At 41.4% G+C, this 12,046-nt stretch carries 17 protein-coding genes and 2 other annotated features; all 17 genes read left to right on the forward strand.

Annotated elements, in window-relative coordinates; all coding sequences use genetic code 11:
* The first annotated feature begins 147 nt into the window (after positions 1 to 147).
* The 17 genes from BUB71_RS12405 to BUB71_RS12485 all read left to right on the forward strand — a co-directional run bounded on the left by BUB71_RS12405 (position 148) and on the right by BUB71_RS12485 (position 11,878).
* Entirely contained in the window at positions 148 to 1,242 is a 1,095-nt protein-coding gene (locus BUB71_RS12405; protein WP_073155147.1) for a PIN/TRAM domain-containing protein, read from the forward strand.
* A gap of 187 nt (positions 1,243 to 1,429) precedes the next feature.
* Positions 1,430 to 2,140 (forward strand): 2-C-methyl-D-erythritol 4-phosphate cytidylyltransferase, encoded by a 711-nt coding sequence (gene ispD, locus BUB71_RS12410; protein WP_422785142.1) that lies wholly within the window; start codon positions 1,430 to 1,432, stop codon positions 2,138 to 2,140.
* The gene (ispF, locus tag BUB71_RS12415; RefSeq protein ID WP_073155149.1) at positions 2,115 to 2,606 is read left to right on the forward strand and encodes a 2-C-methyl-D-erythritol 2,4-cyclodiphosphate synthase; all 492 of its coding nucleotides are present in this window, start codon (positions 2,115 to 2,117) and stop codon (positions 2,604 to 2,606) included. Before ispD ends, ispF begins: the two co-directional genes overlap by 26 nt.
* A gap of 109 nt (positions 2,607 to 2,715) precedes the next feature.
* Positions 2,716 to 2,949, forward strand: a binding site (T-box leader).
* A 45-nt stretch (positions 2,950 to 2,994) separates the two neighbouring features.
* A complete protein-coding gene (gene cysE / locus BUB71_RS12420) occupies positions 2,995 to 3,669 on the forward strand; it encodes a serine O-acetyltransferase (RefSeq protein WP_245815600.1) in 675 nt (224 codons plus the stop codon).
* A 57-nt stretch (positions 3,670 to 3,726) separates the two neighbouring features.
* Positions 3,727 to 5,124 (forward strand): cysteine--tRNA ligase, encoded by a 1,398-nt coding sequence (gene cysS, locus BUB71_RS12425; protein WP_084731519.1) that lies wholly within the window; start codon positions 3,727 to 3,729, stop codon positions 5,122 to 5,124.
* 182 nt (positions 5,125 to 5,306) lie between these two features.
* On the forward strand, positions 5,307 to 6,047 hold the full coding sequence (gene rlmB, locus BUB71_RS12430; RefSeq protein WP_073155151.1) for a 23S rRNA (guanosine(2251)-2'-O)-methyltransferase RlmB: 741 nt from the start codon (positions 5,307 to 5,309) through the stop codon (positions 6,045 to 6,047).
* Positions 6,044 to 6,568 carry an NYN domain-containing protein gene (locus BUB71_RS12435; RefSeq protein WP_084731521.1) on the forward strand — a complete coding sequence of 175 codons (525 nt, stop codon included), beginning with the start codon at positions 6,044 to 6,046 and terminating at the stop codon, positions 6,566 to 6,568. Before rlmB ends, BUB71_RS12435 begins: the two co-directional genes overlap by 4 nt.
* 231 nt (positions 6,569 to 6,799) lie before the next feature.
* Positions 6,800 to 7,471 (forward strand): RNA polymerase sporulation sigma factor SigH, encoded by a 672-nt coding sequence (gene sigH / locus BUB71_RS12440; RefSeq protein ID WP_073155152.1) that lies wholly within the window; start codon positions 6,800 to 6,802, stop codon positions 7,469 to 7,471.
* On the forward strand, positions 7,468 to 7,701 hold the full coding sequence (locus BUB71_RS12445) for a hypothetical protein (protein ID WP_073155153.1): 234 nt from the start codon (positions 7,468 to 7,470) through the stop codon (positions 7,699 to 7,701). The genes sigH and BUB71_RS12445 overlap by 4 nt, the downstream gene beginning before the upstream one ends.
* Positions 7,702 to 7,784: 83 nt before the next feature.
* Positions 7,785 to 7,934: a 50S ribosomal protein L33 gene (gene rpmG, locus BUB71_RS12450; RefSeq protein WP_073155154.1), complete on the forward strand. Its 150-nt coding sequence runs from the start codon at positions 7,785 to 7,787 to the stop codon at positions 7,932 to 7,934.
* Between the two features lie 38 nt (positions 7,935 to 7,972).
* Positions 7,973 to 8,197, forward strand: a complete 225-nt coding sequence (gene secE / locus BUB71_RS12455; protein ID WP_073155155.1) for a preprotein translocase subunit SecE — start codon at positions 7,973 to 7,975, stop codon at positions 8,195 to 8,197.
* 46 nt (positions 8,198 to 8,243) lie between these two features.
* Positions 8,244 to 8,777 carry a transcription termination/antitermination protein NusG gene (nusG, locus tag BUB71_RS12460; RefSeq protein ID WP_073155156.1) on the forward strand — a complete coding sequence of 178 codons (534 nt, stop codon included), beginning with the start codon at positions 8,244 to 8,246 and terminating at the stop codon, positions 8,775 to 8,777.
* Between the two features lie 152 nt (positions 8,778 to 8,929).
* Complete coding sequence (gene rplK, locus BUB71_RS12465; RefSeq protein WP_073155157.1) at positions 8,930 to 9,355, forward strand: 50S ribosomal protein L11; 426 nt, start codon at positions 8,930 to 8,932, stop codon at positions 9,353 to 9,355.
* A 67-nt stretch (positions 9,356 to 9,422) separates the two neighbouring features.
* Positions 9,423 to 10,121, forward strand: a complete 699-nt coding sequence (rplA, locus tag BUB71_RS12470; RefSeq protein WP_073155158.1) for a 50S ribosomal protein L1 — start codon at positions 9,423 to 9,425, stop codon at positions 10,119 to 10,121.
* 45 nt (positions 10,122 to 10,166) lie between these two features.
* Positions 10,167 to 10,301: a sequence feature (ribosomal protein L10 leader region), on the forward strand.
* Between the two features lie 21 nt (positions 10,302 to 10,322).
* Entirely contained in the window at positions 10,323 to 10,826 is a 504-nt protein-coding gene (rplJ, locus tag BUB71_RS12475) for a 50S ribosomal protein L10 (protein WP_073155159.1), read from the forward strand.
* A 23-nt stretch (positions 10,827 to 10,849) separates the two neighbouring features.
* Positions 10,850 to 11,209, forward strand: coding sequence for a 50S ribosomal protein L7/L12 (rplL, locus tag BUB71_RS12480; RefSeq protein ID WP_073155160.1), 360 nt, complete (start codon positions 10,850 to 10,852; stop codon positions 11,207 to 11,209).
* Positions 11,210 to 11,272: 63 nt separating this feature from the next.
* Positions 11,273 to 11,878 carry a class I SAM-dependent methyltransferase gene (locus BUB71_RS12485; protein WP_073155161.1) on the forward strand — a complete coding sequence of 202 codons (606 nt, stop codon included), beginning with the start codon at positions 11,273 to 11,275 and terminating at the stop codon, positions 11,876 to 11,878.
* The last annotated feature ends 168 nt before the right edge of the window (positions 11,879 to 12,046 follow it).

A 12,046-nucleotide genomic window follows, 5' to 3' on the forward strand; every position in this document is an offset into this window, starting at 1 on the left:
AAAATTTTTAAATAGATGGGTTTCCTCTTCGTTAGATTGTCTATAATGAGATAGTAGCAATAGAATCTCCACACTGTTTTTCTGAAAGGGGCAACGAAAAAAGTTGGAAGCTATTCAGATGGTTTGATGAGAGGAGGTGGAGCTCCTATGTTAAAACGGTTTGTTGAACTCGCCTTTACATTGATCGGAGGATCTGTTGGGTATTATTTAGGGCCGAAGTTTTTCCTAGTGCTTCATCAATCGCCGTTAGATTTTCCTGAAGTGCCTGGTCCACAATATTTTGGTGCTGGTCTAGGAGCTATTTTGCTTTTTGTCGCTACATTTTGGTTTTCTGATCACGTAGTGAAATGGATCAAATGGAGTGAAGAACGACTGGTTCGAATTCCTGCTGCTGATGGACTGGTTGGTGCTTTAGGACTCATATTTGGATTGATCATTGCTTTTCTTGTTCAACAACCTCTTTCGGAGCTATCGATACCAGGTTTATCTCGAGTTCTTCCCTTTGTCGTTTCAGGTCTTTTAGGATATCTAGGTTTCCGCGTAGGTTATAAAAAACGTGATGAGTTGATCAGTATCTTTACCCTTGGGCGTCAAGGGAAAGAGAGTAAGCAGAAAAAAGAGGAAGTGGAGCGGCCTGAACACAAAATTTTAGATACCAGTGTGATCATCGATGGGCGGATTGCTGATATTTGTCAAACTGGCTTTCTAGAGGGGACGCTTGTTATTCCTAGTTTTGTATTAGAAGAGCTGCAACACATTGCTGATTCATCTGATGTTTTAAAGCGGAATCGAGGTCGACGTGGTCTTGACATTTTGAATAAGATTCAAAAAGAGCTTCAGGTAAGAGTTCTCATCTATGAAGGTGACTTTGAAGAAGTGAGTGAAGTTGACAGTAAACTTGTCAAGCTCGCAAAAGTTCTTTCAGGAAAAGTTGTGACCAACGATTTTAACCTGAATAAGGTATGTGAGCTACAAGGAGTAGATGTACTCAATATCAATGATTTAGCCAATGCCGTTAAACCTGTTGTTCTCCCTGGTGAAGAGATTAATGTTCAAGTAATCAAAGATGGGAAAGAACATGGTCAGGGAGTTGCTTATCTCGATGATGGAACCATGATTGTAATTGAAGGTGGTCGTGAGTTTATAGGTGATCGGATTGATGTATTGGTTACCAGTGTGCTGCAAACTTCAGCAGGTCGGATGATTTTTGCAAAGCCCAAATTACTTGAAAAAGCGCTATAGTCACCCTGGATTGATAAATGTGGTGGTTGATCCCTCTCGCATGTCAGATCAATCTTTGGTAAACTCACTACTAGAATAGAAAAACTCGGATTACAGAGTTGTAATCATGTTCCATTTTGAACGTCTCACTAAGAGGTCACGAAATATTGGGGCGAGATAAGGGTAACTTTGAAAGGAGAACATCTGGGTGAGCGTTGGTGTTGTCATACCCGCTGCTGGCGTTGGAAAGCGGATGGGGACTAAAGAGAGTAAGCAGTTTTTATTTTTACATCATTCACCGATCTTGGTTCATACATTGGAGATATTTGACTCGCACCCACAAGTGGACGAAATTGTGGTAGTGACTCGAGCGGATGAGATTGAGCGTTGTTATGAGTGGCTTGATCGAGAACATCTGTCAAAAGTGAAGAAGGTAGTACCAGGAGGACGTGAGCGGCAAGAAAGCGTCTTCTTAGGATTACAGCAGTTGACCACCGATTATGTACTAGTTCATGATGCAGTACGCCCTTTTGTCACGAGTGATCTAGTAGGGCGAATTATTGATCTAGTAAGGGTTGAACAAGCGGTGGTCACAGCTGTACCTATGAAAGATACAGTGAAACGAAGTGATGATAGTCGTTATGTAAGTCAAACGATAGAGCGCCAGTCATTATGGGCAATTCAAACTCCTCAAGCTTTTCAGCGTGATTTGTTGTGGAAAGCTCATCAACGTGCGGATGGAAAGCTATTCGCAACAGATGATTCGATGTTAGTCGAGGAATTGGGATTTCCTGTGAAAATCATTGAAGGTGAATATACAAATATAAAGATCACCACACCGGATGATCTGTTATTTGCAGAAGCAATATTTCAGATGAGAGGTTTAAAAAAGGATGATTCGATTCGGACAAGGGTATGATGTTCATCGATTAGTTGAGGGGCGTCCGTTAATTTTGGGGGGAATAGAGATTCCTTTTGAGAAAGGGTTGTTAGGACATTCAGATGCAGATGTTTTACTACATACAATCTGTGACGCCATATTAGGTGCGCTTGCATTAGGAGATATTGGGAAGCATTTCCCTGATACGGACCCTCTATATAAAGATATTGATAGTAAAAAATTACTCCTTGATGTTTGGTCGATGGCGACACAGCAAGGATATCGATTAGGGAATTTAGACACTACAATTGTAGCCCAGCAACCAAAAATGTCTCCATATATTGAGCTGATCCGAAAGCAGATCGCGAAGCTGCTTTCAACATCCATAGAGAATATTAATGTCAAAGCAACCACAACAGAAACACTTGGTTTCGTTGGGCGTGGAGAAGGCATTGCCGCTATTGCTGTTGTTTCATTAATAAATAAAGAGTCTAACCACTTCTAAAAATCCTTGTTCCACTCCCATAAATAGGATAAAATAGGTCTGGTTCATCAAATAAGAAGAACATCTTATCAGCAGCTAGAGGATAAGGTTTTAAATATATTTTTAATCAGAAAGCGCGTTTGAGTGGGAGAGTAGGAAAGTGAAGGGTACAGAGAGGAGCTGGTTGGTGAAAAGCTCTCCTTTTCACTCGGTCTGAAGTGCGCCCACGAGCAGATGCGCTGAACGGTATGTTTTTACATACTTAATAGGCCATCCGGTGTCTCCGTTATCAGACAAAAAGTGGGATTACTTTTTTATAAAATGTCCAAACAGAGTGGAACCGCGGAATTTTACCGTCTCTGTAGCATACGCTACAGAGACTTTTTGTTTAAGAGGGGGATTAGAACGTATGGGTTTGATGGGTCGAATTAGACAGTTTATTGCTGTATTGGGCTCAGATATTCAAGCAGTTTTAGATCGAGATCCAGCGGCTAGAAATCGATTTGAAGTGGTCTTAACTTATTCGGGATTACATGCCATCTGGTCACATCGTATTGCCCATATTTTATATAGATATCGATTTTACTTGATTGCTCGCGTTATATCTCAAGTCAGCCGTTTTTTAACAGGGATAGAAATTCATCCTGGTGCTATGATTGGCAGAGGATGTTTCATCGATCATGGGATGGGTGTGGTGATTGGTGAAACATGTGAAATTGGCGAAAACGTAACAATTTATCAGGGGGTAACACTTGGTGGTACTGGCAAGGAAAAGGGGAAACGCCATCCAACAGTAGAAGATCATGTCATGATTGCATCAGGTGCGAAGGTTTTGGGTTCCATTCGGATAGGAAGAAGTGCTAAGATTGGTGCAGGTTCTGTAGTCTTACGCGAAGTTCCACCAAATTCTACCGTAGTGGGTGTTCCTGGTCGGGTAGTTGTACAGGATGGGATTCGTGTACAAGAAGATTTGGATCAGGTGAATCTTCCTGATCCGATCATGGAGACAATACGTGTGATGAATCAAGAAATCGAATTATTACGTGCAGAGATTTCTGTATTAAAAAGTGATAAGAAGAAATAAGACACGTATGCTAAGATCATAAGTCATATTGAAGTTGGTTAATGGAGGATCAATATTATGCAGTTTTATAACACATTAGGGAGAAAAAAAGAAGAATTTTATACAGTTGATGGGAACCATGCCAAAATCTATGTATGTGGACCAACTGTGTATAATTATATCCACATCGGAAATGCGAGGGTCTTTGTTTTTTTTGATGTCATGCGTCGTTATCTTCGTCAAGCCGGATATGAGGTAACATATGTTCAAAATTTTACTGATGTGGATGATCGTTTGATCGAAGCAGCGAAAACAACGAGTGAGTCGGTAGAGCAGGTTGCCGAGCGCTATATTGATGCATACTTTCAAGATATGGATCATTTAGGGGTGGAACGTGCTGATGTTCATCCACGGGCAACAGAACATGTTCCAGAGATGATAGAGGCGATTCAACAACTCTTAGCAGATGGCTATGCTTATGAAGTAGCAGGAGATGTCTACTACCGTACAAAGCGTAAAACAGATTATGGAAAACTTAGCCAGCAGACTGTAGCAGATCTCAAGATAGGCGCCCGAGTTGAAGTAAACGATCAAAAAGAAGATCCGCTCGATTTTGCGCTCTGGAAAGCATCGAAGCCTGGTGAAATTTCTTGGGAAACACCCTGGGGAATGCCAGGTCGACCAGGATGGCATATTGAATGCTCAGTTATGGCAAAAAAGTATTTAGGGGATACTTTGGATATTCATGCTGGTGGAGTAGACCTTTGCTTTCCGCATCACGAAAATGAAATTGCTCAAAGTGAGGCTTTAACAGGTCAACCTTTTGCTCGATATTGGCTTCATAATGGCTTTATACAGATGGGCGATCAAAAAATGGCAAAATCCCTTGGCAATGTGAAGCGAGTTGTAGATTTAAGAAGTGAGTATTCAGCTCCTGCGATTCGTTATTTTCTTCTCTCTGTACACTATCGTCAACCGATCACCTTTACCAAACAGGTAATGGAACAAGCTGAGGCAGCAGTAGAGAGATTACAGACAGCGGTGAATAATGTACAGCATTTGTTAAAGCAAGCGGAGCCAGGCGATGTGAAACCTGTTTTGACAGAAAAGCTAGAACGGCTCTCTAATAAAGTTAAAGCTGCGATGAATGATGATTTAAACACAGCAAATGCAATTAGTGTATTGTTTGAAGCTGCAAAGTTAGCCAATGAAGAAGTTGCTCAGCAGGCAAATCAAGGTTCCTTACAAGCAATTATCGATTGGTTTTCTCTTTATGGCGAAACGTTATTTGGATTGGTAGAACTAAGTGAAGCCGAGATATTAGACCATGAAATCGAAATGTTAATCGAAAAACGGCAACAAGCTAGGGCAAATCGAAATTACCAAGAAGCAGATCAAATTCGTGATGAACTCGCAGCAAAAGGAATTTTGTTAGAAGATACCCCACAAGGGGTGCGCTGGAAACGAAAGTCTTAATGATGATCAATTTCATAGGACTTGATTGCTATATAAATTGGTTAATTTGGGATAATTGACAGAAAAAAAGGGAAAAGGAGGTGTAGTTCTGTTACATTTGCACTCATCGATTGTATTATTTGGAAATTTTGCTATAATTTAGTTATATCTTGTTGATGAGTTTTTCGTAACAGAGAGAAAATATGGATCAAGAGTGGATATATGGGAGACAAGCTGTTCTAGAAGCACTTCGTTCAGAGAGTGAGATCGAGAAAGTCTTATTCGCAGAAGGTATTCAGAAAAATGGTATAAAAAGTCTCTTAGATCAATTACATGAACGAGGGATTCCTTATCAATGGGTTCCCCGCTCACGTATGGATCAGCTAGCCTCTGGTGGAAGACATCAAGGGGTGATGGCGAGGCAGGCAGCGTTTCGCTATGCCAGTCTAGAGGAATGTTTCAAGCGAGCTTCAGATCGAGGTGCACCACCATTTTTCTTGCTCTTAGATGGGATTGAGGACCCACATAATCTTGGCTCGATTATTCGTACGGCTGACGCGAGTGGTGTACATGGAGTGATTTTACCTAAGCGGAGAGCCGTGGGATTGACACCGATTGTTGCTAAGACCTCAGCAGGCGCTGTAGCACATGTACCTGTTGTCCGCGTTGCGAATTTGAGCCAGACAGCGAAGCAATTGCAATCTCAAGGAGTATGGCTTGTAGGGAGCGATGGCGAGGCATCCCAATCCTATTTAGATGTCGATTACAAAGCACCGATTGCATTGGTAATTGGCAATGAAGGAAAAGGAATTCGGCAGCAGATGAAAAAGAGATGTGATTTTCTCGTTCGCTTACCTATGCTCGGACAAGTCTCCTCGCTTAATGCATCAGTTGCAGCTGGGATATTTATGTATGAGGTAGTTCGACATCGAGGCCTCGCATGAATGTAGAAATAGAAGAATGGCTTATCGTAGATGGCTATAATATCATAGGCATGGAGCAGGGTTTTCAGTGGATTCCAGAGCGATTAGAGCAAAAACGAGCGGAATTGTCAGCAGCACTTTCTGAGTATCAGGCAGTTACAGGACGTAGGGTTTATTTAGTTTTTGATGCACATTTAACTCCTGGCGCAGAAGTAAAGCAGCGTCAGGAAGGAATTGAGATATTTTTTACTCGACAAGATGAGACAGCGGATGAGTGGATTGAGCGTTTTGTCAGGAAATATCGAAAACCTGGACGTCATATTTTTGTTGCCACTTCTGATTTTCTAGAACAGAGAATGATTTTCGGACAAGGAGCTTATCGGATTTCAGGGAGAGAGCTGCTTTCAGAGATTCGCCAAATGAATCAGCGTTTGCAAAAACGAATCCATCAACAAGATCAGATGCAGAAAAAGCCTAAATTAATGGATCGCATCTCGCATGATATCAGACAGAAATTAGAACAGTGGAGACGAAAGAACTAAGAAATCTTTCTATATTGCCTGTACCAGTAGCAAATTTTGCTGTTTTAAGTGGTGTAAAGCCAAGCTTGTGTCGCCTGTTGCAAGAAACCTTTGCATGTATGCATAGGGAGTGGTCAAAGCAGGAATATCAATTGACCTTCATTTCTAAGTTCGGATATAATAATCTTTGACTCTCTAAACGGGTCTAGATAAAAAACGATGGGTAGACGGCTAAAGTGATAAGTCGGGGGGATGACTGTGAGTGTAAATCTTCAATCTAGTGATTCAACCGTTTATGATAGATCAATGGAATATAAAGACTTGGCCGATGAGGAGCTAGTAAGCGGTGTCCGTTTAGGAGATGGAGATGCACTAGAGTTTTTAATGAACAAGTATAAGAATTTTGTTCGTGCAAAAGCTCGATCCTATTTCTTAATTGGTGCAGATCATGAAGATATTGTGCAAGAAGGTATGATCGGCCTTTATAAGGCAATTCGAGATTTTAGAGGGGACAAGCTGTCGTCTTTTAAAGGATTTGCAGAGTTATGCATCACTCGGCAGATTATCACTGCTATCAAAACTGCGACACGCCAGAAGCATATTCCACTCAATTCCTATATCTCTCTTGATAAACCAATCCACGATGAAGATTCAAATCGTACGCTCTGGGATAAATTGACAGTAAATTTATCCAATCCAGAAGAGCATTACATCAGCCAAGAAGAATATAACGACATCGAGGATAAAATTTCACAAATATTAAGTGATCTTGAACGAAAGGTTTTGATGCTTTATTTGGACGGACGCTCATATCAAGAGATCGCTGTCGACTTAAATCGACACGTAAAATCGATTGATAATGCGTTGCAGCGAGTAAAGAGAAAGCTAGAGAAGTACTTGAAAATTCGAGAAGTCTCTATGTGAGTCGAAATCAAATGATGAAAGTAAGTGCCAGTAATAGCCGACTTTATTCTAACTATTTCGACAATATTAAAAAATCTCCTGCTATCATGGGGATTTTTTCTTTTATCATTCGTCAGTTAGAGTCGAATGATGGATTATTACTCTCTTTTAAGAAGATGAGAACTCTTTCATTATTGACATTACTGGGTTCTTATGATAACGTGGTCTGGGTATTTCCAAGAAATCCATAGGATACGGATGAACAGATGGGTTGGGGAAATCTTCACCCATATTTGCCGTTTCATAAGTTACATTACCGTAGGAGGTGCTACAAATGCGGACGAAACTTACACTTGCATGTACAGAATGCCGTTCACGCAACTATGCGAAGATCAAAAATAAGAAAAAACATCCAGATCGTATGGAGATGAAAAAATATTGCCCACGTTGTAACTCACATACGGTTCATCGTGAGACCAAGTAGCAGCGTTCGCTTTGATCGCGGAAGGTGGTGACGAAAAGATGGCGTTTCTTGCCAGTGTTGGTAAAGGTATCAGAAACAGCGTCACAGGTACAGCCGGCTTTTTTCGCGGAAGCTACCAAGAACTGAAAAAGGTACGTTGGCCCAGTCGTCGTGAGATGATGAAGTATACACTTACTGTCTTGGCAACTGTTGTCATAATTACACTCTTCTTCTTTGTTATTGATTTAGGTATTGCGAAACTGGTTCAAATCATTACAAAATGATGAGACCAAATCCATAAGGGGGGAAAGGGGATTATCCCTTAGTAATATGGAAAAAAATTGGTATGTGGTACACACATATTCAGGTTATGAGAACAAAGTAAAGACAAACCTGGAAAAACGAGTTCACTCCATGGAAATGCAAGACAAGATTTTTCGTGTCTTGGTTCCGATGGAAGAAGAAATTGAACATAAAGATGGTAAAAAGAAAACAGTCATGCGGAAAGTTTTCCCTGGCTATGTTCTTGTTGAGATGGTGATGACTGATGACTCGTGGTATGTCGTGCGTAATACCCCAGGTGTAACAGGTTTTGTAGGCTCGGCTGGAGCAGGTTCAAAACCCACCCCCCTTATGCCGGACGAAGCTCAGAACATATTAGAACAAATGGGTATGGAAGAAGCGAAGGCGACAGTCGACTTCCAAATTGCTGAATCGGTTAAAGTAAAAGAAGGGCCTTTTGCAAATACTGTGGGAACGATTGAAGAGGTGGATATCAGTCGATCCAAGCTTCGCGTGTTAGTCAATATGTTTGGGCGGGAGACACCCTTAGAGCTCGACTTTTCACAAGTTGAGAAGATGTAGTCTTGGACTTTCTTTTTTTTGTTTTTTGTGCTACAGTGTCTTTGTTTGCGTTTCGGCGGTCATACCGAAGCGCGTTCTGCCGTGGATCGATGCTCGGTTCACTGTGGGAGGGAAGTTACCCGAAAACCACAAATAGAAGGAGGCTAATATAGATGGCCAAAAAAGTGACTCGTGTGATCAAGTTACAGGTAGAAGCTGGTAAAGCGACACCAGGGCGTCCAGTCGGCCCAGCTTTGGGGCAAGCTGGTGTAAACATCATGGGCTTCTGTAAAGAATTTAATGATCGCACACAGGATAAGGCAGGTTTACTGATCCCAGTTGAGATTACGGTATATGAGGATCGTTCATTTGATTTCATTACCAAAACGCCACCTGCTGCCATTTTGCTTAAAAAGGCTGCAAAAGTGGATAAAGGTTCCGGTGAGCCTAATCGTAATAAAGTAGCATCTGTAACACGGGATCAAGTTCGTGAGATTGCTGAGTTAAAATTGGAAGATTTGAACGCAGCTGATATTGAGGGTGCAACGCGGATCATTGAAGGAACAGCGCGTAGCATGGGAATCACAGTAACAGAATAAATGCTTTTATTCCTAACCTCTAACTAAGTGGGAGGTACATCCGCTATAACCACAAAGGAGGATACAAATGCCAAAACATGGTAAAAATTATCGTCAAGCAGTTGAAAAAGTAGAAAAAGAGAAGCTATATTCATCAACTGAAGCAATCGAATTGGTAAAGGAGATTGCCCCAGCTAAATTTGATGAAACGGTTGAAGTCGCTTTTCGTCTAGGTATCGATACGAAGAAAGCGGATCAACAGGTTAGAGGTGCCGTTGTATTGCCTCATGGAACAGGTAAAACAAAGCGCGTACTCGTTTTTGCAAAAGGTGAAAAGGCAAAAGAAGCAGAAGCAGCAGGAGCAGATTATGTAGGTGATGATGATTATATAAATAAGATTCAACAAGGTTGGATCGACTTTGATGTCGTTGTCGCAACTCCTGATATGATGGGACAAGTTGGACGTTTGGGCCGTATTCTTGGACCAAAAGGTCTCATGCCTAACCCGAAAACTGGTACGGTAACTTTTGAAGTGGAACGTGCGGTAAATGAGATTAAAGCAGGGAAAGTAGAATACCGTGCAGATAAATCTGGTAATGTGCATGTCGGAATCGGGAAAGTTTCTTTCGCAGCTGAACAATTAGCAGAAAATCTACAAACATTGGCAGATGCGCTCCTCAAAGCAAAGCCAGCTGCTGCAAAAGGAACTTATATGAAGAGCGTTACACTTTCTTCAACCATGGGCCCTGGAGTGCCAGTTCAATCGACTGAATTTAGCGTACGATAAAGCTTGACATTCTGAGTCAGCTTCGATACGCTAGATTGGATTTGTTAAGCAAATAGTGTAAAGCCGTAGACAGTAGGTGTGAGTTTTCACATAAATCCTACCGAGGTGAAGTGTGATACACATGGGCGAAGTGTGTATGTAAGGCCTTCATATGTCTACGAAGGCTTTTTTCTATTTTATCATTGGAACGGAGGTGCAGCTATGACAGACAAATTAGCAAAAAAGAAAGCAGTCGTGCAAGAAATCGCAACACGTCTTTCAGAAAGTAAAAGTACGATTGTGACTGACTATAAAGGTCTAAATGTGGCTCAGGTTACTGAACTTCGTAAACAACTGCGTGAGGCTGGTATTGAGTATAAAGTGTTAAAAAATACTTTAACTCGTTTAGCTACTACGCAAACTGACCTGTCAGAACTGAATGAACATCTGATTGGGCCAACTGCAATCGCTTTTAGTAATGAAGATGTAGTTGCTCCAGCTAAGATTCTTTATAATTTCGCGAAAGAAAATGAGCAATTGGAAATCAAAGCAGGTGTTGTGGAGGGGAAAGTGGTTTCGCTCGATGAGATTAAATCGATTGCTTCCTTGCCATCACGTGAAGGTCTCATCTCGATGTTACTTAGTGTTTTACAAGGACCTGTTCGCAATTTGGCTCTCACCCTTCAATCAGTTGCTGATCAAAAGCAAGAGCAAGAACAAGCTTAAAACATTTATGGGAGGTTTTATCAATGACGAAAAACGATATTATCGAAGCGGTAAAGAATATGACCGTACTTGAGGTTAATGATTTAATTAAAGCAATTGAAGAGGAGTTTGGCGTGACAGCAGCTGCTCCACAAATGGTCGTACAAGGCGATGCTGGTGCTGCAGCAGAGCAAACAGAATTTGATGTGATCTTGGCTACCGCTGGTTCTTCCAAAATTCAAGTTATCAAAGCGGTACGAGGAGCGACTGGCTTAGGATTAAAAGAAGCAAAAGCACTTGTTGATGGCGCACCTGCACCAATCAAAGAAGGCATCAGCAAAGATGATGCAGAAAAGCTAAAAGAAGAACTCGAAGCTGCTGGAGCTACAGTAGAAATCAAGTAATGAGATTACTACCCGCCGTTTAAATGCTTAGGCGGGTAGCTTTCATCGATAGGAGGAGGTCCCGTGAAGGAACATTACTTCAAGGAACGTCCTGAAAGTGAATCAAATCAACGTATCATTCAGGCGAACCTTTTGGGACATCCATTTTCCTTTATTACCGATTCGGGTGTCTTTTCGAAACAAGGTGTGGATTTTGGTAGTCGATTTTTGATTGAGAATGTTGAAGTCTTGCCAGGAGATCGTGTACTAGACCTAGGCTGTGGCTATGGTGCAATTGGTATTTCTCTTAGGGTCCATTATTCACAGCTCCAGATGACGATGGTCGACATCAATGAGCGTGCGGTTCAGTTGGCAAAGGAAAACTGGGCTCGACATTGCTTACAGGAGAACATGAAGATAATGGAAAGTGACGGTTTTGCCCAACTTCAATCAGATCAACGTTATGATTTAATTGTGACAAATCCACCGATTCGAGCAGGGAAAGCAGTGATCTATAGATGGTTTCGTGATTCGGTTTCCTATTTAGCACCTAATGGTAGACTTTGGGTTGTTATTCGGAAACAACAGGGCGCTCAGTCCGCTGTGCAAGAGCTGAGTCACTACTATCCAATCGTAGATGTAGTCAATCGGAATAAAGGATATTGGTTAATTCGAGCGGTGATGAATTGACATCTTGAATGCCATGTGCTAGTGTAATAAATTGCAGAAACTCTCAACCATAACTAACTAGCAATGTTGCACCTCGGAACAGCACTTCGTTTGATATTTCTTTCCTATTCATTTGTTTAAACGGTAGATTTATTGGATAAGATAGGTAAATAGGTTTGTTGGAAAAAT

Source organism: Seinonella peptonophila (assembly GCF_900129355.1).
Taxonomy (GTDB): Bacteria; Bacillota; Bacilli; order Thermoactinomycetales; family Thermoactinomycetaceae; genus Seinonella; species Seinonella peptonophila.

What these genes read in the sequence shown, in the direction of transcription:
- BUB71_RS12405 (WP_073155147.1), top strand. Translation starts at nt 148, where the DNA reads ATGTTAAAACGGTTTGTTGAACTCGCCTTTACATTGATCGGAGGATCT.
- rplA (WP_073155158.1), top strand. Translation starts at nt 9,423, where the DNA reads ATGCCAAAACATGGTAAAAATTATCGTCAAGCAGTTGAAAAAGTAGAA.
- BUB71_RS12435 (WP_084731521.1), top strand. Translation starts at nt 6,044, where the DNA reads ATGAATGTAGAAATAGAAGAATGGCTTATCGTAGATGGCTATAATATC.
- cysE (WP_245815600.1), top strand. Translation starts at nt 2,995, where the DNA reads ATGGGTTTGATGGGTCGAATTAGACAGTTTATTGCTGTATTGGGCTCA.
- cysS (WP_084731519.1), top strand. Translation starts at nt 3,727, where the DNA reads ATGCAGTTTTATAACACATTAGGGAGAAAAAAAGAAGAATTTTATACA.
- rlmB (WP_073155151.1), top strand. Translation starts at nt 5,307, where the DNA reads ATGGATCAAGAGTGGATATATGGGAGACAAGCTGTTCTAGAAGCACTT.
- secE (WP_073155155.1), top strand. Translation starts at nt 7,973, where the DNA reads ATGGCGTTTCTTGCCAGTGTTGGTAAAGGTATCAGAAACAGCGTCACA.
- rplJ (WP_073155159.1), top strand. Translation starts at nt 10,323, where the DNA reads ATGACAGACAAATTAGCAAAAAAGAAAGCAGTCGTGCAAGAAATCGCA.
- ispF (WP_073155149.1), top strand. Translation starts at nt 2,115, where the DNA reads ATGATTCGATTCGGACAAGGGTATGATGTTCATCGATTAGTTGAGGGG.
- sigH (WP_073155152.1), top strand. Translation starts at nt 6,800, where the DNA reads ATGACTGTGAGTGTAAATCTTCAATCTAGTGATTCAACCGTTTATGAT.
- rplL (WP_073155160.1), top strand. Translation starts at nt 10,850, where the DNA reads ATGACGAAAAACGATATTATCGAAGCGGTAAAGAATATGACCGTACTT.
- rpmG (WP_073155154.1), top strand. Translation starts at nt 7,785, where the DNA reads ATGCGGACGAAACTTACACTTGCATGTACAGAATGCCGTTCACGCAAC.
- rplK (WP_073155157.1), top strand. Translation starts at nt 8,930, where the DNA reads ATGGCCAAAAAAGTGACTCGTGTGATCAAGTTACAGGTAGAAGCTGGT.
- nusG (WP_073155156.1), top strand. Translation starts at nt 8,244, where the DNA reads ATGGAAAAAAATTGGTATGTGGTACACACATATTCAGGTTATGAGAAC.